This window comes from Kocuria sp. JC486 (genome assembly GCF_011602805.1).
GTDB lineage: Bacteria > Actinomycetota > Actinomycetes > Actinomycetales > Micrococcaceae > Kocuria > Kocuria soli.
Map to the genome: position 1 here is coordinate 37,684 of NZ_JAAOZS010000011.1, position 22,351 is coordinate 60,034.

General features: G+C 68.2%; 21 protein-coding genes. 13 read left to right on the forward strand and 8 right to left on the reverse strand.

Annotated features, from left to right (window positions below; translation table 11 throughout):
• Window positions 1-30: 30 nt before the first annotated feature.
• Both GWK18_RS07365 and GWK18_RS07370 read left to right on the forward strand, forming a co-directional pair.
• The gene (locus GWK18_RS07365; RefSeq protein WP_166834282.1) at window positions 31-1,056 is read left to right on the forward strand and encodes an LLM class flavin-dependent oxidoreductase; all 1,026 of its coding nucleotides are present in this window, start codon (window positions 31-33) and stop codon (window positions 1,054-1,056) included.
• Between the two features lie 9 nt (window positions 1,057-1,065).
• On the forward strand, window positions 1,066-1,569 hold the full coding sequence (locus GWK18_RS07370) for a phosphoribosyltransferase (protein ID WP_166834284.1): 504 nt from the start codon (window positions 1,066-1,068) through the stop codon (window positions 1,567-1,569).
• A gap of 63 nt (window positions 1,570-1,632) precedes the next feature.
• Here GWK18_RS07370 and GWK18_RS07375 read toward each other — a convergent pair whose 3' ends face one another.
• Complete coding sequence (locus tag GWK18_RS07375) at window positions 1,633-2,865, reverse strand: acetate kinase (RefSeq protein ID WP_166834287.1); 1,233 nt, start codon at window positions 2,863-2,865, stop codon at window positions 1,633-1,635.
• A 212-nt stretch (window positions 2,866-3,077) separates the two neighbouring features.
• On the opposite strand from GWK18_RS07375, the gene GWK18_RS07380 reads away from it, so the two are divergent.
• Window positions 3,078-3,893, forward strand: coding sequence for a type IV toxin-antitoxin system AbiEi family antitoxin domain-containing protein (locus GWK18_RS07380; protein WP_166834289.1), 816 nt, complete (start codon window positions 3,078-3,080; stop codon window positions 3,891-3,893).
• Window positions 3,894-3,970: 77 nt separating this feature from the next.
• Here the strand turns inward: GWK18_RS07380 and pta are convergent, their stop codons facing one another.
• Window positions 3,971-6,064, reverse strand: coding sequence for a phosphate acetyltransferase (gene pta / locus GWK18_RS07385; protein WP_166834291.1), 2,094 nt, complete (start codon window positions 6,062-6,064; stop codon window positions 3,971-3,973).
• 110 nt (window positions 6,065-6,174) lie between these two features.
• Between pta and GWK18_RS07390 the strand changes: the two genes are divergently transcribed.
• The gene (locus GWK18_RS07390; protein ID WP_166834293.1) at window positions 6,175-6,519 is read left to right on the forward strand and encodes a thiamine-binding protein; all 345 of its coding nucleotides are present in this window, start codon (window positions 6,175-6,177) and stop codon (window positions 6,517-6,519) included.
• A 40-nt stretch (window positions 6,520-6,559) separates the two neighbouring features.
• Complete coding sequence (locus GWK18_RS07395; RefSeq protein ID WP_166834295.1) at window positions 6,560-7,438, forward strand: fused MFS/spermidine synthase; 879 nt, start codon at window positions 6,560-6,562, stop codon at window positions 7,436-7,438.
• 83 nt (window positions 7,439-7,521) lie between these two features.
• Here the strand turns inward: GWK18_RS07395 and GWK18_RS07400 are convergent, their stop codons facing one another.
• Window positions 7,522-8,994 (reverse strand): NCS2 family permease, encoded by a 1,473-nt coding sequence (locus GWK18_RS07400; protein WP_166834297.1) that lies wholly within the window; start codon window positions 8,992-8,994, stop codon window positions 7,522-7,524.
• 213 nt (window positions 8,995-9,207) lie between these two features.
• Between GWK18_RS07400 and GWK18_RS07405 the strand changes: the two genes are divergently transcribed.
• Both GWK18_RS07405 and GWK18_RS07410 read left to right on the forward strand, forming a co-directional pair.
• Window positions 9,208-10,035, forward strand: coding sequence for an HAD-IIA family hydrolase (locus GWK18_RS07405; RefSeq protein WP_209280910.1), 828 nt, complete (start codon window positions 9,208-9,210; stop codon window positions 10,033-10,035).
• A gap of 95 nt (window positions 10,036-10,130) precedes the next feature.
• Complete coding sequence (locus GWK18_RS07410) at window positions 10,131-11,156, forward strand: hypothetical protein (RefSeq protein ID WP_166834299.1); 1,026 nt, start codon at window positions 10,131-10,133, stop codon at window positions 11,154-11,156.
• Here GWK18_RS07410 and GWK18_RS07415 read toward each other — a convergent pair.
• The 5 genes from GWK18_RS07415 to GWK18_RS07435 form a co-directional block, all read right to left on the reverse strand.
• The gene (locus GWK18_RS07415; RefSeq protein WP_166834301.1) at window positions 11,061-11,519 is read right to left on the reverse strand and encodes a YchJ family metal-binding protein; all 459 of its coding nucleotides are present in this window, start codon (window positions 11,517-11,519) and stop codon (window positions 11,061-11,063) included. The genes GWK18_RS07410 and GWK18_RS07415 overlap by 96 nt on opposite strands.
• Window positions 11,520-11,672: 153 nt before the next feature.
• Entirely contained in the window at window positions 11,673-12,485 is an 813-nt protein-coding gene (locus tag GWK18_RS07420) for a glycosyltransferase family 2 protein (RefSeq protein WP_166834303.1), read from the reverse strand.
• Window positions 12,482-13,516 carry a glycosyltransferase gene (locus GWK18_RS13450; protein WP_166834306.1) on the reverse strand — a complete coding sequence of 345 codons (1,035 nt, stop codon included), beginning with the start codon at window positions 13,514-13,516 and terminating at the stop codon, window positions 12,482-12,484. The genes GWK18_RS07420 and GWK18_RS13450 overlap by 4 nt, the downstream gene beginning before the upstream one ends.
• Complete coding sequence (locus GWK18_RS07430) at window positions 13,513-14,562, reverse strand: glycosyltransferase (RefSeq protein WP_166834308.1); 1,050 nt, start codon at window positions 14,560-14,562, stop codon at window positions 13,513-13,515. The genes GWK18_RS13450 and GWK18_RS07430 overlap by 4 nt, the downstream gene beginning before the upstream one ends.
• A complete protein-coding gene (locus GWK18_RS07435; RefSeq protein ID WP_166834310.1) occupies window positions 14,559-15,689 on the reverse strand; it encodes a glycosyltransferase in 1,131 nt (376 codons plus the stop codon). Before GWK18_RS07435 ends, GWK18_RS07430 begins: the two co-directional genes overlap by 4 nt.
• Window positions 15,690-15,949: 260 nt before the next feature.
• Here GWK18_RS07435 and GWK18_RS07440 point away from each other — a divergent pair, with 260 nt between their 5' ends.
• The 6 genes from GWK18_RS07440 to GWK18_RS07465 all read left to right on the forward strand — a co-directional run bounded on the left by GWK18_RS07440 (window position 15,950) and on the right by GWK18_RS07465 (window position 22,349).
• Window positions 15,950-16,939, forward strand: a complete 990-nt coding sequence (locus GWK18_RS07440) for a glycosyltransferase family 4 protein (protein WP_166834312.1) — start codon at window positions 15,950-15,952, stop codon at window positions 16,937-16,939.
• Window positions 16,936-18,213 carry a glycosyltransferase gene (locus tag GWK18_RS07445; RefSeq protein WP_166834314.1) on the forward strand — a complete coding sequence of 426 codons (1,278 nt, stop codon included), beginning with the start codon at window positions 16,936-16,938 and terminating at the stop codon, window positions 18,211-18,213. Before GWK18_RS07440 ends, GWK18_RS07445 begins: the two co-directional genes overlap by 4 nt.
• Before the next feature lie 85 nt (window positions 18,214-18,298).
• Window positions 18,299-19,483 carry a sugar phosphate nucleotidyltransferase gene (locus GWK18_RS07450; protein ID WP_166834346.1) on the forward strand — a complete coding sequence of 395 codons (1,185 nt, stop codon included), beginning with the start codon at window positions 18,299-18,301 and terminating at the stop codon, window positions 19,481-19,483.
• Window positions 19,484-19,521: 38 nt separating this feature from the next.
• Entirely contained in the window at window positions 19,522-19,740 is a 219-nt protein-coding gene (locus GWK18_RS07455) for a hypothetical protein (protein WP_166834238.1), read from the forward strand.
• 153 nt (window positions 19,741-19,893) lie between these two features.
• Window positions 19,894-21,591: a nitrite/sulfite reductase gene (locus GWK18_RS07460; RefSeq protein ID WP_166834316.1), complete on the forward strand. Its 1,698-nt coding sequence runs from the start codon at window positions 19,894-19,896 to the stop codon at window positions 21,589-21,591.
• Window positions 21,588-22,349 carry a phosphoadenylyl-sulfate reductase gene (locus GWK18_RS07465; protein ID WP_166834318.1) on the forward strand — a complete coding sequence of 254 codons (762 nt, stop codon included), beginning with the start codon at window positions 21,588-21,590 and terminating at the stop codon, window positions 22,347-22,349. Before GWK18_RS07460 ends, GWK18_RS07465 begins: the two co-directional genes overlap by 4 nt.
• Window positions 22,350-22,351: the final 2 nt, after the last annotated feature.

The following is a 22,351-nucleotide window of genomic DNA, read 5'->3' on the forward strand; positions in this document are numbered from 1 at the left end:
AACAACTTCACACCTCCACGGGAGCAGAACGTGCGACTCGGCCTCAACACCTTCGGCGACGTCCACCCCGGCAGCGACGGTGCGCCCCTCTCACAGGCCCAGGTGATCCGCGACGTCGTGGACGAAGGCCAACTGGCGGACCAGGTCGGCCTGGACTTCTTCGGCGTGGGTGAGCACCACCGCGCGGACTACGCGATCTCCGTGCCGGACACCGTGCTCGCGGGCCTTGCCACAACGACGCAGTCCATCCGTCTCGGCAGCGCCGTCACGGTCCTCTCCTCGGAGGACCCCGTGCGGGTCTATCAGCGCTTCGCCACGGTGGATGCGCTGTCCGAAGGGCGCGCGGAGGCCATCCTGGGGCGGGGATCCTTCACCGAGTCCTTCCCCCTGTTCGGCTACGCGCTGGAGGACTACGAGGACCTGTTCGCCCAGAAACTGGAGCTGTTCACACGATTGCAGGCCGAGGGACCCGTGGTCTGGAAAGGTGGCCTGCGGCCCGCGATCCAGGGGATCGAGGTCTTCCCGAAGACCGAATCGGGGCGACTCCCGGCCTGGGTGGCCGTGGGCGGATCACCCAATTCGGTGGTGCGCGCCGCGCACTACGAGCTCCCGGTCATCTTCGCCATCATCGGTGGCAGTCCGCTGGCCTTCGAACCGTTCGCGGACCACTACCGCCGCGCACTGGAACACTTCGGAAAGCCTGAGTTGCCCATCGCCTGGCACTCCCCGGGCTACGTGGCGGCCACCGACGAGCAGGCACGGGAGGAGTTCTTCCCGGCGTTTGCCGCCAACCACGACGTGATCGGCCGTGAACGTGGCTGGCCGCCGCTGCGCCGCTCGGACTTCGATGCCATGTGCGGACCGGATGGTGCGTACTACGTGGGCTCCGCCGAGACCGTGGCCCGGAAGATTGCCGCCCACCAGCGGGTGCTCAAGGCCGAGCGGTTTGATCTCAAGTACTCCGTGGGGCCGCTGACCCACGACCGGATGCAGGCCTCCATCGAGCTGTTCGGGACACAGGTTGCCCCGTTGGTTCGCGACATGCTCGCCGACTAGGGTTGCCGCATGGCTTACCACGCGGACTCCACGGAGCTGGAGAACAAGGAAATTCTCACCTGGCAGGGCTTCGGCGACGCCGTCCGGGAGCAGGCCCAGGAGATCGCGGACAGCGGGTTCCAGCCCGACATCATCATCGGTGTGGCCCGCGGCGGGCTGGTTCCGGCCGGTGCCCTCTCCTACGCCATGGGCGTCAAGCTGATCGACGCCATCAACGTCGAGTTCTACACCGACGTCCACGAGACCTTGCCGGACCCGGTTCTGCTGGCCCCCATGCTCGACGTCGATTCGATCAAGGGCAAGAAGGTCCTGGTGGTCGACGACGTCGCCGACTCCGGCCGCACCCTGGCCCTGGTTCTCGAGTTGCTCCAGGGATTCGAGGCCGACTGCCGCAGTGCTGTGATCTACTCCAAGCCGCGTTCGATCGTGGAGCCGGACTACATCTGGAAGGCCACGGACGAGTGGGTGGTCTTCCCCTGGTCGGACCAGCCACCCGTCGTCGCCAACGCCTGAGGTCGGCCACCCGGCAATCAGCTACGGGTGACCGGCCTCCGGGCACGGGCCCGGAACGTGCGGTCAGCGTGCCTTGCGGGAGACCAGGGAGGCCGTGGCCTCGGCGATCGCCCGCTCCTCGTCCGTCGGGACCACCAGGACCTCGAGGCCCGAGTCCGGGGTGGAGATCCGCCGGACGTCATCCGAGCGGATCGCGTTGGCCTCATGGTCGAGCGTGGCGCCCAACGCACCCAGCTTGGAGACCACGCGCTCGCGGAAGTTCGAGGAGTTCTCCCCGATGCCGGCCGTGAACATGAGCGCCTGGGCCCCGCCCACGGCCACGTGGTACGCCCCGATGAACTTGGCCAGGCGGTAGGAGGCCATCTCCAGGGCAAGGTCGGCCCGGGCATCACCGGCTTCCGCGGCCGCTTCCACCTCCCGCATGTCCGAGTGCCCCGCGATGGCCTTGAGACCTGACTGCTTGTTCATGAGGTCGTCGAGCTGCTGGGCGTCGATGCTCGGATCCCGGCGGAGCAGCGCCGTGATGATCGACGGGTCGAAGTCACCGGCGCGCGTGCCCATGACCAGACCCGCCAACGGGGTGAACCCCATGGAGGTGTCGAAGGACTGACCCTCCTTGATGGCCGTCACGGATGCCCCGTTGCCCAGGTGGGCCACCACGCCGTTGAACTGTTGACGCTCAACGCCCAGGAAATCCGCGGCCCGGCCGGTCACGAAGTCGTGTGACGTGCCGTGGAAGCCGTAACGGCGCACCCCGTACTCCGAGTACATCTCCTCCGGCAGTGCGTAGCGCCACACGTGTTCGGGCATGGAGCGGTGGAAGGCGGTGTCGAACACGCAGACCTGGGGCATGTCCGGCCACTTCTTCTGGATGGCCCGTAGTCCCAGGGCGTGCGCGGGGTTGTGCAGGGGGGCCAAGGGTGCCAGCCGTTCCACGGCACGGATGATCTCGTTGTTGACCAGAACGGGTGCGGAGAAGCGCTCGCCGCCGTGGACCACACGGTGACCGGCGGCGTCGATCGTACGGTCACCCAGCTCAGCCTCGAGTCGCTCCGCCAGGATGTCCAGGGCCTGCGTGTGGTCCTTGATCTCCGAGGTGCCGATGTTCTCGATCAGGCCCTTGGTGACCACCGTGCCACCGGTCGCGCCCTGGGTGGCCTGCTCGACGCCCACGAATTCGTCGACCCTGGGCATGGATGACGTGTACGGCGCGGGTTCCTGACCCTCTGCCTGCTCCACCTCCCGAACCTGGTACTTGATGGAGGAGGAGCCGCAGTTGACGACGAGAACGAGCATGGGTGACTTCTTCCTGCGTGCCGGTGCGGCCGCGACTTGGACGGAGTTGGTTCCATTGTGTCAGGCACAGGTTCGAGCCACCCAGGCGTCCGCAAGGGTTGAACTCTGTTGCCCCTGGCATCCGGTCGGGGAACAGAGAGTGTCAGCGGGTGGGGACTGACGGTTGTCCACAGGGGGTGTGGACAACCAGGGCGCGATGGCAGGGTCGGAGCATGGATCTCGGCGTTTACTCCTGGGGTGACCTGCGCGAACACGGTGTGACCCGCAAACAGCTGGACGCGCTTCTGGACAGCGGCGGGCTGCAGCGGCTGCGTCGAGGGTGGTTCGCAACGCCGCGTGCCCCCGTGTCCGTGACCCGAGCGGTCGCGCTGGGTGGAACCCTTGGCTGTCTGAGCGGTTGCGAACAGCATGGCATCTGGACTCCCAACCGTCGCCTGCATGTCATGCTCAACCCCGGAGTACCGATTCCAACAGTGAGCGGTGTTCACCTTCACCGACTACCGGAACCGACACACCGGCCGCTGGCCTCCGTGCTGGACTGCCTCCGGGCGAGCGTCCTCCGGCACGACACGGAGACGGCGCTGACGGTGATTGAGTCCGCTGTGAACGTGGGGCTGATCCGGGAATCAGATGCCCGCGATCTCATCTGCGCCGCCCCGGCGTCCAAGCGCAACGCGTTGTCTCATTTCACCCTGGGTGCCGGCTCCGGAAGCGAAACACGAGTCCGCTACTTCTTGCAGCAGCGGCGCTTCGCAGTGCGAACGCAGGTGTCGATTACCGGTGTGGGGCGGGTGGACCTGCTGGTCGGAGAGTCCTTGATCGTGGAATGCGACAGCGAACAGCATCACGCACCGGCGGAGCGTTACCGCATGGACCGGATCAGGGATATGGCCTCCCGCGATCTGGGATACACCACTGTCCGGCTGAGCTATGACCAGATCTGGTACTCGTGGGCGCTGACCCAACGCAGTTTGTTGGCCGAACTGGCCACGGGGAGGCACCGGCGGCCGCCTGTTCCGCGGATGTGAGCCACCAACCTTATGGATGGGTGGAGACAGCTCACTCACGGGCCTGTCTCCACCCATCCATAAGGTTGGTTTCACCGTCACATGGTCTGGGCCTGGATGGCGGTGATCGCCACGGTGTTGACGATGTCCTCGACCGTGCAGCCGCGGGACAGGTCGTTGACCGGCTTCCGCAGGCCCTGCAGGACCGGCCCGACGGCCACCGCACCGGCGGACTGCTGGACCGCCTTGTAGGTGTTGTTGCCCGTGTTCAGGTCCGGGAACACGAAGACCGTCGCCTGGCCGGCCACCGAGGAACCCGGCAGCTTGGACTTGGCGATCGAGGCATCCACCGCGGCGTCGTACTGAATGGGGCCTTCGACCGCGAAGTCGGGGTTGGAAGCCTGGACGAGCTCCGTGGCCTCCCGCACGCGTTCGACGTCCTCGCCCGAACCGGAGCCGCCGGTCGAGTAGGACAGCATGGCCACCCGCGGGTCGACGCCGAAGGCGCGGGCCGTGGCGGCCGATGCCGTGGCGATGTCCGCCAGTTGTTCGGCGTTCGGGTTCGGGTTGACCGCGCAGTCGCCGTAGACCAGGACACGGTCCTCCAGGCACATGAAGAACACGGAGGAGACGATCTTGACGCCCTCGGCCGTCTTCACGAACTCCAGGGCCGGGCGGATGGTGTTCGCCGTGGTGTGTGCGGCGCCGGAGACCATGCCGTCCACGTCGCCGAGCTGGACCATCATGGTGCCGAAGTAGGAGCCGTCCCGCATGCGGTCCACGGCCACGTCCTTGGTCACGCCCTTGTGCTTGCGGTACTCGACGTAGGCATCCGCGTAACGGTCGATCAGGGCCGTGTCGTTGCGGTAATCGACCAGGTCCAGGCCGTCGTCGTCGAAATTGAGGTTGATGCCTTCGGAGTCGCAGAGCCGCCGGACGTCCTCCGGGTCCCCCAGGATGGTGAGGTCGCAGAAGTTGCGGCGGTGGATGATTTCCGCGGCACGCAAGATGCGGGGATCCTCGCCTTCGGGCAGAACGATGTTCTTGCGGTCGGACCGCGCGGATTCCACCAGGTCGTGCAGGAAGCGCAACGGGGTGCGGCGGACCGGGCGCTCGAGCTCCAGGCGGGCGACCAATTCCTTCGAGTCGATCCGACGTGCCCATTCGCCCAGTGCTGCGGCTGCTTTGCGAGGGCTACGGCTGCTCAACCGTCCGCGCGCGCGGGACACACGCGTTGCCGCCTTGTAGGTGTCGTGCGGCGTAGTGAGGACGGGGAACGGGGCGGAGCGCAGGAAGGACTGAACCAGTTCGCCCGGCACCAGGTCGCCGGTCAGCAGCATTCCACCGGGAGTGGGGCGACCCGGGGAGAGCGCGGAGGCCAGGCAGGACATCACGACGTCGGAGCGGTCGCCGGGGACGATGACCAGCTCGCCCTCCGTGAGCTGGTCCAGGAAGTGTTCGACCGTCATGGCCGCGATCTTGACGCCCTTGATGTCGCGGTCGAGCGGGACGGAGGTCAGTTCCGCGCCGAAACCTGCGGAGTCGACCAGTTCCTCCACGGTGGGGTTGGCGACGGCCGGGAGCTCGGGGATCACGTAGACGGGCAGGTGGTGGGCGCCGCGCGGGGCGTCCTGCGCCACCTGGTCCACCCATTCCTCCGGGCACCGGTTGACCATGATGGCGAAGATGTCGCACTTGGACTCGCGGAGTTCCGTGCGGGAGACCTCGATGGCGTTGAGCAGCTGGTCCGGGCTCTCCACCTGGTTGCCACCGATCACGGCCAGAACGGAGCACCCCATGTTGTTGGCCAGTCGGGCGTTGAGGTCGAACTCCGCGATGGCCGCGTTGTGGGCGATCATGTCCGTGCCGTCCACCACGACGACGTCGCAGTGCGTGGCCATCTCCGTGTAGATCGCCACCGCCTGGGAGTCCAGGTCGTCGTAGTTGCCGGAAGCCAGGACCGCGCGGGTGTCACTCAGTGACATGGCGCCGCGGCAGCGCTCCGGGGACAACTCGTAGGTCTCGGCCATGAGCTGCAGCAGAGGGTCCTCTTCGGGGGTGTCGCCCATGAAGACGGGGCGGAAGAAGCCCACTCGGTCGGAGTTCTTGAACAGGGTGTCCATGAGTCCCAGTGCCACCAGCGACTTGCCCGAAAGGGGCGTCATGGCGCTGAGATAGATGCCGTTGGTCACGCGAGTGCTCCTCGTCCGCCAGGGTTCAGGGGTCCGCCCGCCAGCCTATCCGGGTGGCTCGGGAGGGCACGTCCTGTTGCCTTCATTCGCCGTGGTGGAAGGATGGTCCCATGATCGTCGCATTCTCCGTTTCGCCCATGGGCGGGGACAACCCCGATGCCTCCGTGCACGACGCCGTTGCCGCCGCCGTCCAGATCGTCCGTGAGTCAGGGCTCCCGCACCAGACGGATTCCATGTTCACCTCCATCGAAGGTGAATGGGATGAAGTCATGGACGTGGTCAAGCGCGCCACCGCGGAGGTCGGCCGGTTCGGACCTCGAGTGTCCCTGGTGCTCAAGGCCGACATCCGCCCCGGTCACACCGGTGAGATGACCGGCAAGCTCGAACGCCTGGAAGCGGCCATCGGGCGACAGGCGATCGAGGCCCGGGAGGCCCCCGGAGCGATCGAGAGTTGATCGGACACCGCCGCACGCCCGCTCCCTCGGCGCACCGCTGATGGGTCGTCAACGCAAGGGCCGCCCGTCAGCTCCCTCCGGTACCTCCGAAGGGCCGCGCCCCGGCACCTGGCAGATCAGCACGGGCACGGTCGAACTGGTCCCCGACGACCTCACTCCCGGGGCGTGGACCGTCATGATCAACGGGGTGCCCTCCTCACACGTGGATCCCGCCCGGCCGGACCGCCTGGATTTCGAGTACATGCGCTGGATGGCCGCCGTGCTGCGGATGCACGTCCCCGTCCACCTGGACTCCGAACGCCTGCGCGTCCTGCACCTGGGTGGTGGCGCGTGCTCCATGGCGCGGTGGACGGCGCAGGAGTGGCCCGCCGCCCGGCAGGTGGTCGTCGAACTGGACACGCGCCTGGTGGAACTGGTCCGGGAATGGTTCGACCTGCCGCGGGCGCCACTGCTGCGCATCCGGGCGGGAGAGGCCCGGGCGGTCACCGAGTCCCTGAACGAATCCACCCGGGACGTTGTCATCCGGGACGTTTTCGCCGGATCGGAGACGCCGGTCCCGCTGACCACTGTGGAGTCCACCCGGGCCGTGGACCGGGTCCTGGCCCCGGGTGGCATGTACCTGCTGAACGTCGGGGACCACCCCCAACTCAACGGCGTCCGCGCTGAGATCGCGGGCCTGCGCTCGGTCTTCGAGCACGTGGCGGCGGTGGCGGACCCCGCCATGTTCAAGGGACGACGACGCGGAAACGTGGTCCTGGCGGCCTCCCACAGCCCGCTGCCCGCAGCCGGCTCGCCCGAAGCCGCCGAGATGACGCGCTCGCTGCTGGTCGACCCCGTCCCCGCCCAGTACAAGGACTCCGACTGGACCGCAACGTTCGCGGCAACGGTGCCCGCCCGGCGGGACCCGTCGCCGTCGTGAAAAAACGTTGACCACGCAACGGCGCCTCCCACCCGCTGTGGGAGGCACCGTTGCGTGGTCAAAGGTGGCGGGGCGGTGGCCGCTCAGGCCATCCAGCCCTCGATGACTCCCACGCCGAAGAACACCACGAAGGCCAGGCCGACGATCCACATGAGCGGGTGGATCTCCTTGGCGCGGCCCTGGACCACGCGGATGAAGACGTAGGACACGAAGCCCGCGCCGATGCCGTCGGCGATGGAGTAGGTGAAGGGCATGACCACGAAGGTCAGGAAGGACGGGACCGAGACGCCCCAGTCCTCCCAGTCGATGTGCACCACGTTCTTGGCCATCAGGAAGCCGACCACAACCATGGCGGGGGCCACGGCCTCGAACGGGACCAGCTGCACCAGGGGCGTGATGAACATGGCCAGCAGGAACAGGCCGCCGGTCACGACGTTCGCCAGGCCCGTGCGGGCACCTTCGGCGATACCGGTGGAGGACTCCACGTAGATCTGGTTGGAGGACACCGAGCCCAGGCCACCGGCCACGGCACCCGCGGCGTCCACCAGCAGCACACGGTCCACGTTCTCGATCTGACCGTCCTTGACCATCCCGGCCTGGTGGGACAGACCGACCATGGTGCCCATCGCGTCGAAGAAGATCGAGAGCAGGATGGTGAAGATCAACAGGGTGGCCGTCATGCCGCCCAGCTGGGTCACGGCCTGGATCGGGTGCGCGTCACCGAACAGGGAGAGGTCCGGGAGGGACAGCAGGCCCGTGGGGGTCTCCGGAACCACGAGGGACCAGCCCGTGGGGGAGTCCACGGAGGAACCGGAGGGAACCACGGCTTCCAGGATGTGGGCCAGCACGGTCCCCGCGACGACGGCGATGAGGATGCCGCCCTTCACGTTGCGAACCATCAGGGCCACCATCAGCAGGAGCGTGAACACGAAGGTGAACGTGGGCCAGCCGATCAGGTGCCCGCCGATGCCCAGGCTCACCGGGACGGTGGTGTGGGCGTCATCGGGCATGCGGCGCACGAAGCCCGCGTTGACGAACCCGATCAGGGCGATGAACAGGCCGATGCCCACCACGATCGCGGTCTTGAGCGATGCCGGAACGGCATTGAACACGGCCGTACGGAAGCCCGTGAGCACCAGGACGAACATGACCAGACCGCCCCACACCACCAGGCCCATGACCTGCGGCCAGGTCAGCTCGGGTGTGGTGGCGACGGTGACCGCCAGGAAGGCGTTGACGCCCAGGCCGGTGGCGATGGCGAACGGTGCCTTGGCCACCAGGCCCATCAGGATGGTCATGACGCCGGCGATCAGGGCCGTCATGGCAGCCACCCGGTCCACGCCCAGAGTGTTGCCCGCGGCATCGGGGCCCAGGCCCAGGACCAGCGGGTTGAGCACCACGATGTAGCTCATGGCGATGAACGTGGCGATGCCACCGCGGACCTCGCGGTTCACGGACGAACCGCGTTCGGTGATCTTGAAATACCGGTCCAGGAAACCGCCGCTGGGTGCGGGCGTGGTGGTTTCGGCGCTGGACTCGGAAGCTGTGTGCGACATGGTGGAGGGCTCCGAGGGCTTGAGCTGAAGGAACGCGAACTCGCAGAATCCTACGCCGGGGCCGTTATCCAATTGTGTCCTGGGTGGCTGAGGTCACGACCGTGACGGGAACGCACCGTTGGCCCCGGGTGGAATTCGCCCTACCGTGAGAACAGGACGCGGCGGGCCGCCGCCGTCGTCAGCGGTGCAGAATCGCCTTCGAGAGGTGGAGACATGGAAGCCCCACGCACGCAACGACTCATGGGTACGAACACGTGGCTGACCGACATGGACGGCGTCCTGGTCCGGGAGGAATCCATGATCCCCGGCGCCGCGCGGTTGCTGGAACTGTGGCGCGAACGCGGGCAGCGGTTCCTGGTGCTGACCAACAACTCGATGTACACGCCGCGGGACCTGTCCGCCCGCCTCGCCCGATCCGGGCTGGAGGTCAAGGAGAGCGAACTGTGGACCTCGGCCCTTGCCACCGCCGAGTTCCTGCGTGACCAGGGTGCGGGCCACAGGGCGTACGTGATCGGTGAGGCGGGTTTGACGACGGCGATGCACGAAGCCGGGTTCGTGCTCACCGACACCGACTGTGACTACGTGGTGCTGGGGGAGACCCGGACGTATTCGTTCGAGGCGATCACCAAGGCCATCCGGCTGATCGGCGCCGGTGCCCGGTTCATCGCGACCAACCCGGACACCACGGGCCCTTCACCGGAGGGTCCGCTGCCCGCAACCGGGTCCGTGGCCGCGCTGATCTCAGCGGCGACCAATCGCCAGCCGTACGTGGTGGGGAAGCCGAACCCGATGATGTTCCGGTCCGCGCTGAACCAGATCGGGGCGCATTCGGAGACCACTGCGATGCTCGGCGACCGGATGGACACGGACATCATCGCGGGCATGGAGGCCGGCCTGGCCACGCTGTTGGTGCTGAGCGGGGTGACCAAGCGCGAACAGGTCGAGCAGTACCCGTTCCGTCCCAGTGCCGTGATGGAGTCCGTGCAGGACCTGGTCAACCTGTTGGAGCTGCCGGGCCCGGACGGCTCCGTGGACGGCTGACGGGCAACGATCATCCTCTGGGATGACGGTGCCTTGAGGAGGATGAGTCTCCCGGTGGATGTGGGGGCAAGGGGTTTCTTCCTACCGTCGGGAGTATGGTCCTCGTTTCCATCGTTCTAGCCGTCCTGGCCGCCGTGACCCTGGCGGTCGGAACGCATGTTCAGCACCACGCGGTGCGGAGCAAAGGTGCCGCCGCTGATCCTGGCGATCCGTCGTCGCCTCGGGGGAATTCCGGGGTGTTGGTCCTGCAGCCGCTGTGGCTGCTCGGGCTGGGGTTGCTGGTGCTGGAAACCGGGCTGAACGTCGCGGCGCTGGGGCTGGGTCCCGTGGCGCTGGTCCAACCGATCGGAACGGTCTCCCTGGTGATCGCGGTGCTGATCAGCGTCAAGGTGTTCGGCCAGCGGATCACGATGCCGCTGGTGGCCAGCATCGCCCTGACCCTGGTCAGCGTGGCCGGTTTCGTGGGGATCTCCGCGCGCTACGCAACCACCGGACCGCTGCTGCCCGGATCGGTGACTTGGCTCAACGGCATGCTCCTGCTGGCCAGCGTGGCCGGTGCGGTGTTGGCCGCCATGCGGGCCGGGCACCTGGTGCTCGTGGGGGTGGCCGGGTTGGCCTTCGGCACGGTTGCCGCCAGCGCACACGTGGTGACGACGGCGGTCATCGGAACCGTGCGCGCCGGAACCGGGGTGGCGGGCGTCGTCGATCTCCTGGCGCACGGTGTGCCGATCACGATGATCGGGATGGCCGTGGCCTCCGCGGTGGGGATGTGGGCGGTGCAGGTCGCCTATGCCTCCGGCCCGCCCGAGACCGTGTTGGCGGGGCTCACGGTGTCGGATCCCATGATGGCCGTGAGCATCGGTGCGTTGGTCCTGGGTGAGTACCGGAGTCTGACCGCCGTGGCCATGCTGGGCCTGGTCGTCACCGGCGCTGCGGCGGTGACGGGGGTGGTGCTGTTGGCGCGTTTTCACCCGTGCGGGCAGGCGCAGCCTGTTGGCCGGACCGAGACCTGGCCAACCACCACGTCACACGGAGATGAGGCTTCCGTCCAGGTAGAACCAGGTGCCGTCGACGCGGCGGAAACGGGAGTTCTCACGCTGGGTGCCGCGCGGGGCGTCTGAGCCCGGGGCGGGCTTGTAGTGGGCGGTGAAGTCCACGGTGCCCCAGTCCTCGAACGGACCGCCACCCGTGGTGCCGTTGATGTCCAGGCGGTACCAGCGCAGGTCGGGGTCCAAGCCGATCTCGGTGGGACGCGTCGACGGGTCCCAGGTGCGGAGCAGATAGGCCTCGTCGCCGATGGCGAAGGCCGCGAAGCGGGAACGCATGAGTGCCTCGGCGGTTGCCGCGGACTTGCCGTTGTGGAGCGGACCGCAGCAGGTCCCGTAGACGTCGCCGGAACCGCACGGGCAACGTGCTTCTCGGTCGTAAGGTGCGGCGTTCACGGCGGTGGTGCTCGAATCTTGGCTCGTGGTTGTGACAGTCATGGTGCTGGATACTGTGGCACAACTACGGGCACAGTGCCGTGAGGTCTGCCTCATGCCGCCTGATTCCGCCCTCATTCCCGCCGAGTTCGGGGTTGTGCCGCCTATTCGCCCGAATAGGCGGCACAACCCCGAACTCGGCGCATGGGGGGAGGGTTAGGCGGGAGGGGGCCAGGTGATCAGGCCCCGTTGGGTGAAGGCCTCCAGCCAGCCGCGCATGGGCCACCAGCCCCACCGTTGACGGAAGAGTTCGGCGTTGCGGAGCACCGCATCCACGTGTTCAACAGGTGGCGAGGACACCGCATGCCACTGGTGATAGGCGTGGGCTCCGCCCACCCACACCATCGGGATGCCTTCTTGCCGCAGCAGCATGGCGAAGTCCGTGTCCTCGCCGCCGTAACCCGTGTACCGCTCGCAGAAACCGCCCGTCTCCCGTCGTAATCGCTTCCAGAGGTTCGCGGAAACGGCGAAGGAGAGGGACCAGAACAGTTCGTACTCTGCTGCCGTGGCAGGTTGCAGGTGCCCGGTCGGCGGGTTGGGGCGGGCGGGGTGCGGGGACGTCATGCGGGACAGGTCGGAGAGTTCCACGGGGCCCGTGTGGGCCGCGGGTTCAGGGAGGTACGTCACGGGCCCGCAGACAACGGCGCTTGGGTGCTCTCTCACAGCCAGCTCGTACAGCCGCCCTAGATCAGGTCCCGGTACGCAATCCGCGTCCAGGAAGACCAGGTGGTCCGCACCCGCCTCCACGGCGGCGTCCCCGCCTGCATTGCGGGCGGCCGACAGGTTCACGTCTCCTGAACCAGTGTGGTCCACGACCGATGACCCACGGATGGGGAAGTCTGCGGCCCCGATCTGCACCGTGTGATGGACGGCCTCCGGCATCCACCGCCGCACGCCGTCGAGCTGGCGCAGCAGGTGGCCCCGTCGGTCGACCGAGCACACCGTGATCACGTGGGTCGCCGTCGTCATGTGCCCACCCCCAGGATCACGGCGGCCGCCCGCCGCGCCGCGCCCTCCGTCTGCCAAAGGTCCCACTCGGGGGCCTGCCTGCGGGCCTCAGCGATGATTCCGGGCCACCGCCCGGGCTCGGGCATGCGGGTCGGGACGCCGTCGGGCAGGACCGCCAGCCCTGCATCGGCCAGCACGGTGGCGGTGGCCCGTTGTTCGTCGAACGGCCGGTCCTGCGGGACCACCACGATCGATTTCCGCAGCGCCGCGAGGTCCGCGATCGAGTTCTGCCCTGCGGCGGTCACCACGACGTCGGCGGTCCGTAGCGCGGGCATGGGGTCGGCCACCCAATGGCTCCCGCCGATCAGAGTGCAGGTAGCCCCTGACTCATGGAGCGCGGCGGCGACGTCGTGCCAGTAGGCCTCCGGGGCGTCGGTCCCACCGGCACCCAGCAGGATCACAACCGCGCAATCACCTGCATCCGTCGGGCTGTTCCCGGCGTCGTCGTCCATGGGTGTCGAGGGCGCTGGCGGGGGTGCGGCGAGGGCGCCGTCCCATCGGGTGATGCCGCCGACGGCGTGCACCCGGTCGGCCACGGGGCCCAGGTGTCGCGGGAGCTCCACCCAGTCGGGCCAGGCGGCGATGATCGCGTCGGCCAGCCTGTACCCCAATGCGTGGGGCCCGTCCGGACGGTCACCGGGCATGGCCTGCACGGTGACCGGCACCCCCATCGACCGGATGAACACGGCCATCTCCACGGACACGTCGACGTGCACCACGGACGGCCGGGTGTCCCGGATCCAGTCGGCCACCCGGGCCATGCGATCGGCCAAGCCGACGTGATGCGGCGGTGCCCAGTGGAAGGCCCCGTGGGCGGTGAGGCGGTCAGGTTCACAGCCGGGGTCCGCGGGAGCGTCAAGGGGGAGAACGACGTCGGCCCGCGGGTTCGAGGACAACACCGCGGTCTCCACGGAGGAACCCATTGCGCGTTCGATCGCGCGGCAGCGCGTCAGGTGTCCCGCGCCGTGGTGGTGGGCGTAGAAGCCGATCACGACGTCAGCACCCCCTGGAAATGGTGCAGGTACCGGTCCAGCATGATGTCCAGGTCGAATCGCTCGGTGGCGATCACCCGGGCCTCGGTCCGCGGTTGCCGCAGCGCGGCCTCGGTGGCCCGCACCAGGTCCTCCGGGGAACCGGGAACCGCCAGGTGGTCGGGGACGTCGTCGAGAACCTCGGTGACCCCGCCCCGGCTGATGGCCGCCACCGGGGTCCCGCAGGCCATGGCCTCGATGCTGACCAGCCCGAACGGCTCGTCCCACGCCGGTGTCACCAGAGCGACGTCGGCCAGGCCCACCTGCCGGACGATCTCCGCCGGTGTCAAGGAACCCAACCACCGCACGTCGGGCCCCAGGAGGGGACGGATCTCCGAATGGAAGTAGGCGGGGTCGGCGTTACGGCCGATCAGGGTGAGCGGGAGCCCCAGTCGGCGGCAGGTTTCAATGGCCAGGTGCGGCGCCTTCTCCCGGGTGAGTCGACCGAACCACACGGCGCCCTGACCGCCCGGGCCGGGCCTCCACAGCCGGGTGTCCACGCCGTTGTGAACCACGGCGGGTGGGGTCGGAAGGGTCCACTGTACGGCCGTGAAGCGACTCACCGCCGTGAACCTCCCCGCCCCGGAGCCGGCGGCATCGATGGCTTTCTGCAACGGTTCCTGCGGGGGCACGTGCAGCGTGGTGATCATCGGCGGGCTGCCCAGAGGGTCCAGCTGCAGCATGGCCGGGTGTGAACTGTTGTTGTGGATGACGTCGTAGTCCGAGTTCTCCAGGTGACGGCGGACCCGCACGTAGGCCTGTGTCTCGGTCTCGTCGGCACCCGGAGGGTAGGCGTCATCCCTTGCCAGGTCCTCGAATCCCGTCCAGTCGATGCCCGGGAACTCGAGCGCGGGCTGATGTCCGATGGACCCGCGGGCCGCGAACAGGTCCACGGTCATCCCGCGGCGGCGGAGGCCCGCAACCAGGTGATTCACGAAGACCTCCAGCCCGCCCCCGAAAGGTGGGGCGATGGGCAGGCGGGAGGGCCCGACGACGGCGATCTTCACGCGACCACCTCCGCCGAACGGCCACGGAGAACGTTGGTCAGCAGGTCACGGTGAGCGGTGACCACAGCTCGTTGTTGAGCCAGGCGGTCGCCGCGATAGGGAAGGGCTGGACGGGAACCGTCATCCGCCGTCGTGTTCAGCACCCGGAGAGCAGAGCGAGCGGCGTCCGTGCCGTCGACGGTGCGGTAGACCTGGACCGCGTCGGGACGGTCCGCCTGATCCGCGTAATGGCCGCAATCCGGTGCGACGACGCCGACCCCCAGGTCCCGGCACAGCTCCAGCCACCCCGAGTGGGTCCCGTGTGTGTACGGGAGGACCACGGCGTCCAGCGCCATGATCCGGAGGGCGAGGTCGCGGTCGTCGAGGCGGTCGTGCAGCTGGAGGGTGCCACCGGTGACCGGTTCCCCGTGGGGGTGAAAACCGTTCCGGAGGGTCTGGACGAGCGGGTGGTCGGCCGCCGTGCGGTGCGCGAAGACCCGCAGGTCCACCGGGTTCGTCGCTGTGGTGAGGGCGCGCGCCAGGGCTCTGTAGAAACCGGGTGTCCGGACGGTGTTGACCCGGACGTCCTTGAGGAAGATCCCCACTGTCCTGCTGGTGACGGGACTCCGGCGGGCCACGGCGGCATGCAGTTCGTGAGCCGTCTGCGGTGCCAGTACGAAGGGGTGCGGGACCACGACGGCTTCCCGCCCGTACCCGGACCGGATCGCGTCGGCAGCCGAGCCGGTCAGCGTCAGAACGGCGTCCGCAGCTCGGAGCAGGATGCGCAAGCGCGCGTGGTGTTCCTCTTGCCGATCTTGTGGCAGGTGGGGATTCTCCAGGTCGTGAACCGTGACGAGCAGCCGGATCCCCAGGTCGGCGCAGGCGTCCACGAACTCCTGCACCTGAACCGTCGTGCGGTGTTCGAAGCCGAAATGGACGTGGATGACGTCCGGCCGGGAGTCGAGTCCCCGTAGTTCGTCCGCTTCGAGAAACGGGTGGGGCTGCCATTGGGTGGATGCCGAGGTTTGCGTGGGGTCCAGGATGCGCAGGTCTTCGCCGGGAGGCAGAACCGCGCGGACGTAGGGATGGTCGGCCGGGACGGGGGCCACCCTGACGGCGCGACGGGTATTGACCGTGGTGGGGCTCATCTGACATCCCTCCCGGAGGCTTCTCGGGCGAGGACCGACCCGTCCGCGCGTCGTTGACCTGGCTGATCTGGCGATGGGCGGCCCAATAATCACCAGCCTGACTAACAGTACACTTATGGATTTACGGGAGGGGTTCGATGAGTGGTTCACCGCAAGGGCCGACGGCGGCCGTGACCCGTCACCCTTCTGGCCGGGGCGAACGCGTGCTGACGCAGGGGGCCGTTGTTCGTCATGCGGTCCTCGGACCGACCCGTCACGGGGTGACTCGGTACGCGCGAAACCTCCTGGCGGCGGCGCGGGAAGGGGAGGCCGACCGCGGAAGATCGGGTCCGGGGTTGCGCCACGTCGAACTCGAATCCGGCCGTGGCGGGGGCACGGATCTGCTCCATGTCCCGTTCACCGATCGGATCTTCGGACCGACGCCGGACGAGGCGACGCGTGCCGTGCGAGACCTGCTGGCCCGCGAGGCACCGCGCGTCTGGGTCCTGAATCTCCATGACGTCCCCCAGCCGGACGAGGGCGCCGATCGGTATGCCCGCCGTGCGGCCGCTTACGCGCGGTTGGTCGCGCAGGCGGACGTCGTGGTGACGAACTCCGAACACGAGGCCCGGGGCGTGCAGGACCTGCCCGGGTGCCACGGCGCGCCCGTGCACGTGATCCCGCTGCCCCTGGAACCTGTCACCGCGCGTCGAACTCCGTCCGAGCCGACTCACCAGGGGCGGCAGTCTGTGGCGCAGCAGTCCTCGACCATCGGACTGCTCGGGTTCGTCCACCCGGGCAAGGGCTACGAGCGTGTGATCGATGCGGCGCCGGCCGGAACGTGTGTCCGTGCGATCGGTCAGGTCGCGGAGGGCCATCACGACTACGCGCGGGCACTGACGGAACGCGCTCGGCACTGCGGGGTGGATGTGCAGGTCACGGGCTATGTCCCGGAGGATGCGCTGGCGGCGGAGCTGGACGCCGTGGATGTTCCCGTCTGTCCCCACCTGCACGTGTCGGCATCGGGCTCCCTGAACACCTGGATCGCCCACGGGCGCATTCCCCTGGTGGTCGACGGCCCGTACATGCGCGAAGTCGCGCGGCGGTGGCCCGGAACCCTTGAAGTGGCCTCCCAACAGGATTTCCGTACGGCCCTGCTTGACACTCTCGGCCACCCGTCCCGGACACGAGCGGTGAGACCGCCGCCGTCCTGGGGGTGGAGCCAGGTGGCCGCCGCCTACTCGGCGTTGTGGACGGAGGCCTTGTCATGATGCCGACCGTGTCCGTGGTGGTGCCGTACTACTGCAACCAGGAGGGCCTGAATGCTGTCCTGACGGGCCTCACCCGACAGGATTACGCGGGGCCCATCCAGGTGGTCGTCGCCGACGACGGCTCACCCGCGGCCCCGTCGGTGGGCACCCACGACGGCATGGACATCACCGTTGTCCGCCAGGCGGATCACGGTTTCCGCGCCGCGGCAGCACGGAACCTGGGCGCCGCTGCGGCCACGGGTGAGGTTCTTGCGTTCCTGGACGGAGACACGGTTCCCCGGCCGGGCTACCTCACCGCCGTCGTCGCCGCGTTGCAGGCCGAACCCGGGGTGCTGGTGGTCGGGTCCAGGACCCACGTGGACGTCTCGGTCGAACTGCCCCGTGACTTGGGGGAACCCGAATGGCTGGCCGCCGCCTGGGTCGCCACGGAGGACCTGCGGCATGTGGACCACACGGGGTTCCGCTACGTCATCTCCGCCGTCCTGTCCTGCCGGAGAGAGGTGTTCGAGACCGTGGGTGGATTTGACGCTTCGATGGCCGGTTACGGCGGAGAGGACTGGGAGTTCGCCTGGCGAGCTCACCAAGCCGGTCACGACCTGCGGCACCAACCGGGCGCGGTGGCCGAACACCGCGGGGCCGACTGGGGCGCACGGAGCCTGACCGAACCGGATCTCGCGCGGCGGGAGAAGAACGCGGAGTCCCTGCGGTTGGCCACCCGGATCACACATCCCACCATGCGCAAGGCGGGGGTCGTGTACCCGGTCCCGGACATCTCCGTGCAGTGGAACCCCTCGGGCCCGCCCGACGTGATGGACGACGACGGCACCGTGGCGCTCGCCGTCGGAGACCTGCTGGCAGCCGGAGACGTGCACGTGACCTTTCCACGCACGCGCGGAGATGACGTCTCCGAGCAGTGGTCTGCCGCCGGCCCACCTGCGCTGTTCGACGCAGACCCCCGCGTGCACAGGGTGACCGCCCCGTGGGAATCGGCCGAAGGGAACAGAGTCCAGCCGCGGTTCGACGTCGAAGTCCGGCACCCTTGCCGGGTGCCGCCCGGTGAACTGCAGGCGGCCTGCGAAGCCATCGCCGCATCCGACGAGCTGGGCGAGATCGTCGACCGGACGGGACGGGTCCTGTTCACGGTGACTCCGCGCAGGGCCAAGGCGCGCGGGGTCACCGACGTCCACCGGCTGATCCGCTCCTGGACCGCGCTGGCGGCAGACGTGCGCCTGGAAGACGTTTTTCGGGAAGAAGGCACCGCGGGGGCGCAATGAACGAGCGGGCAGGGCCATGCGGCTGCTCTGGTTGCGTAGCTCACTTATTACCTAGAGTTGGATCTTGAACAGACCGAGGGGGAACATGCGGATTCCGCGGACATTGGTACTCGTCCTGGCCGGTGGCAAGGGCTCACGCATGGGAGCCCTCACGGAGAAGAAGGTCAAACCGGCACTGCCGCTGGCGGGCTCCTACCGCTTGATCGACGTGTCGATGTCCAACCTGATGCACTCGCACCTCTCGGACGTCTGGGTGGTCGAGCAGTACCTGCCACACAGTCTCAATGCGGCCCTGGACAACGGGCGGCCGTGGGATCTGGACCGAACGCACGGTGGGCTCCGGGTGCTGCCGCCCTTTGAAGGTGCCACCGGAGAGGGTTTCGCGCGGGGCAACTCCGACTCGCTCCACCGGCAGCACGACCTGATCCGGGACTTCGGCCCCGACCTGGTGCTGGTGCTCAGCGCGGACCATCTGTACACGATCAACTTCCTGGACGTGATCGACACCCACGAGCGTCACGAGGCGGACCTGACCGTGGTCACCACAGAGATCACCGACGACGCCTCCCGCTACTCCGTGGTCACGGCCGACGACGACGGCGTGGTCACCGGCTTCCAGTACAAACCCGAGGAGCCCGCCGGACAGGTCGTGGCGGGGGAGATGTTCCTCTTCGACGCTGACCACCTCCTGGAGGCGCTGAAGGTCCTCGAGAGTGAGTACGGGGAACTCGAGGACTACGGGCACGACCTGCTGCCGTGGTTCGTGCAGCACCGGCACGTGGTGGAGCACCGAATGTCCGGGTACTGGATCGACCTGGGCACCCTGCAGTCCTACTGGACCGCGCACATGCAGTTGCTGGACGGGGAGGGTGCCACCCTGGACGACCCCGACTGGCCGATCCTCTCCGCCCAGCCCCAGAGGGTCCCCGCACGGGTGGGCAGCACGGCCTCCGTGAGTGACTCGCTGTTGACCGCAGGCTCCCGGGTGCGGGGCCGCGTGGAGCACTCGGTGATCGGCCCCGGCGTCGTCGTGGAGGAGGGCGCAACCGTGGTCAATTCCGTCCTGCTGGACGACGTCCGGGTGGGGCCCGGGGTGGTGCTGGAGAACGTGATCGTAGATGTCGGTGCGCAGATCACCGGAGGCAACCGTAGGGGCAATGCGCAGAGCGTGACGTTGATCGACGACCAGGGGCTGGTGTCCACCAGCGAGCCGTTGGACCCCGCGGAAGCCCTGCCGCGGTGGGTGGACCGGGCACATAAGGGGACTTAGTGTGAAGGCTGGAGCACCCGCGAGGAAGGGAGTGTGTCATGTCGGAACCCCTGGACGGGACCAACGACCGCACCGCTGAAGACAGGCCTGAGGACATCGCCGTGGACACAGGTGAGCAGTCGCCGGAGTCGATCACGATGTCGCCGCAGGAAGAACGGGACGCATCCGAGCAGTCCTCGCTCGAAATGGAGCCCCCGGACGAAGGCGTGGGCGCCATGACCGACAACGAGGGCGAGCCCCCGGCAACGGAGAACTGACCCCCCCCTTTTCCCGCCGAGTTCGGGGTTGTTCCGCCTATTCGCCCGAATAGGCGGAACAACCCCGAACTCGGCGCAGGGGGAGCCGTGGGACTGTGACCGACTGTTACAGAAAACGTGACCGCACCAGGCCTCGGAGCGTTCACTGGGGCGATGACGACTTCCGCCCCCGCGCGACCTCCCCGCGCCCGCAAGCCCAAGCCCGAGGGCCAGTGGAACGTCGACGGCAAGGAACCTCTCAACAGCAACGAAGAGGTCAAGGCCGCCGACGACGGCTTCAACGTCCGTGCCCGCATCGAGCAGACCTACGCCAAGGGCGGCTTCTCCTCCATCGACCCCCAGGACCTGCACGGCCGTTTCCGCTGGTGGGGCCTCTACACCCAGCGCAAGCCCGGGATCGACGGCGGCAAGACCGGCTCCCTGAGCGACGCCGAGATCGAGGACGAGTACTTCATGATGCGCGTCCGCCTGGACGGCGGGACGCTCACCCGGCAGCAGCTCAAGACCCTGGCCACGATCTCCACGGAGTTCGCCCGCGGCACCGCTGACATCACCGACCGCCAGAACATCCAGTACCACTGGATCCGGATCGAGGACGTTCCGGAGATCTGGCGCCGTCTGGAAGAGGCCGGGATGGACACCGTCTCCGCGTGCGGCGACGTGCCCCGCGTGATCCTGGGATCGCCGGTGGCCGGCGTGGCTCAGGACGAGATCATCGACCCCACCCCGGTGCTCGAGCAGATCAAGGCCGAGGTCCGCACGCTCGAGTTCTCCAACCTGCCGCGAAAGTACAAGACCGCTGTGACCGGCTCCCCGGCCCTGGACGTGGTGCACGAGATCAACGACTGCTCGTTCGTGGGTGTGGTGCACCCCGAGCTGGGCCCGGGCTACGACATCTGGGTGGGCGGTGCACTGTCCGTGCAGCCCTTCCTGGGGCAGCGGCTCGGCGCCTTCGTGCGCGAAGACCAGGCGCTGGACGTGTGGCGCGGGGTCACCGGAATCTTCCGTGACTACGGCTACCGCCGCCTGCGCAACCGCGCCCGGCTGAAGTTCCTGGTCAAGGACTGGGGCGTGGAGAAGTTCCGCCAGGTGCTGCAGGACGAGTACCTGGGCTACGAACTGGCCGACGGGCCCGAACCCGCCCAGCCGACCGAACCCGGGGACCACATCGGTGTGCACAAGCAGCAGGACGGCCGGAACTTCATCGGCGTGGCCCCGCGGGCCGGCCGGGTTCCCGGGCAGCTGCTGCACGATCTGGCCGACGTCATGGAACGCTTCGGCTCCGACCGGTTGCGCACCACCCCCCACCAGAAGCTGCTGGTGCTGGACATCGACGACGACGACGTCACCGACGCCGTCGACGCCCTCAACGCCCTGGACCTGCCGACCAAACCCGGCGCGTTCCGGCGGACGACCATGGCCTGCACTGGCATCGAGTTCTGCAAGCTGGCGATCGTCGAGACCAAGGAGGTCGCCTCCGAGGTCATGGACGACCTGGACCGTCGCCTGGAGGACGTGGACCTGCCCGCACCCATCACCCTGCACATCAACGGGTGCCCGAACTCCTGCGCCCGCATCCAGGCCGCGGACATCGGCCTCAAGGGCCAGTTGCTGCCCACCGAGGACGGCGGTCAGAAGCCCGGCTACCAGGTCCACCTGGGCGGCGGGTTCTCGAGCGCCGAACGAGGGATGGACGCGAGTCTGGGCCGCACCGTCCGAGGCCTGAAAGTCTTCCAGGACGAGCTGGCCGACTACGTGGAAAGATTGACCCGGCGCTTCCTGGAACAACGGGAGCCGGACGAGAGCTTCGCTGCATGGAGCATCCGTGCCGAGGAGGACGATCTGAAATGACAACCCCCACCGTTGAAACAACCGCCCGCAACGAAGAACAGTTGCGCGAACTCGCACGCACCGGCGCCCGGGAACTGGGTGCCGAGCTGAGTCCCGAAGGCACCGTGCCCGAGCAGGGCGAAGCCGACCACCTCGCCGCCATCCGCTGGGTGGCCGAGAACTTCCCGCAGGCCAGGATCGCCGTCGCGTGCTCGATGGCCGATGCGGTGCTTCCCGCACTGGTGGCCGACCAGATCCCCGGCGTGGACGTGCTGTTCCTGGAGACCGGTTACCACTTCCCGGAGACCGAGGGCACCAAGGAAGCCGTCAAGTTCATGCTCGACGTGAACGTGGTGGACGTGATGCCCAAGCTGAGCGTGGCGGAGCAGGACGAGCAACACGGGAAGGACCTGTTCTCGACCGATCCCACCGCCTGCTGCCGCATGCGCAAGGTCGAACCGCTCGCCGAAGCCCTCCAGGACTACGACGTCTGGTTCACCGGGGTCCGCCGCGACGAGTCCCCCACCAGGACCAACGCACCCCTGGTGGCCTTCGACGAGACGCACAAGATCGTCAAGGTCAACCCGATGGTCCGCTGGTCCCTGGACGAGCTCACCGACTACTCGAACGCCCACGCCCTGCCGGTGAACCCGTTGCTCTCGGACGGCTTCCTCTCGATCGGCTGCGCACCGTGCACCCGGCGCGTGGCCCCCGGCGAGGACCCCCGCGCGGGACGCTGGTCCGGCACCGACAAGATCGAGTGCGGCATCCACCTCTGACC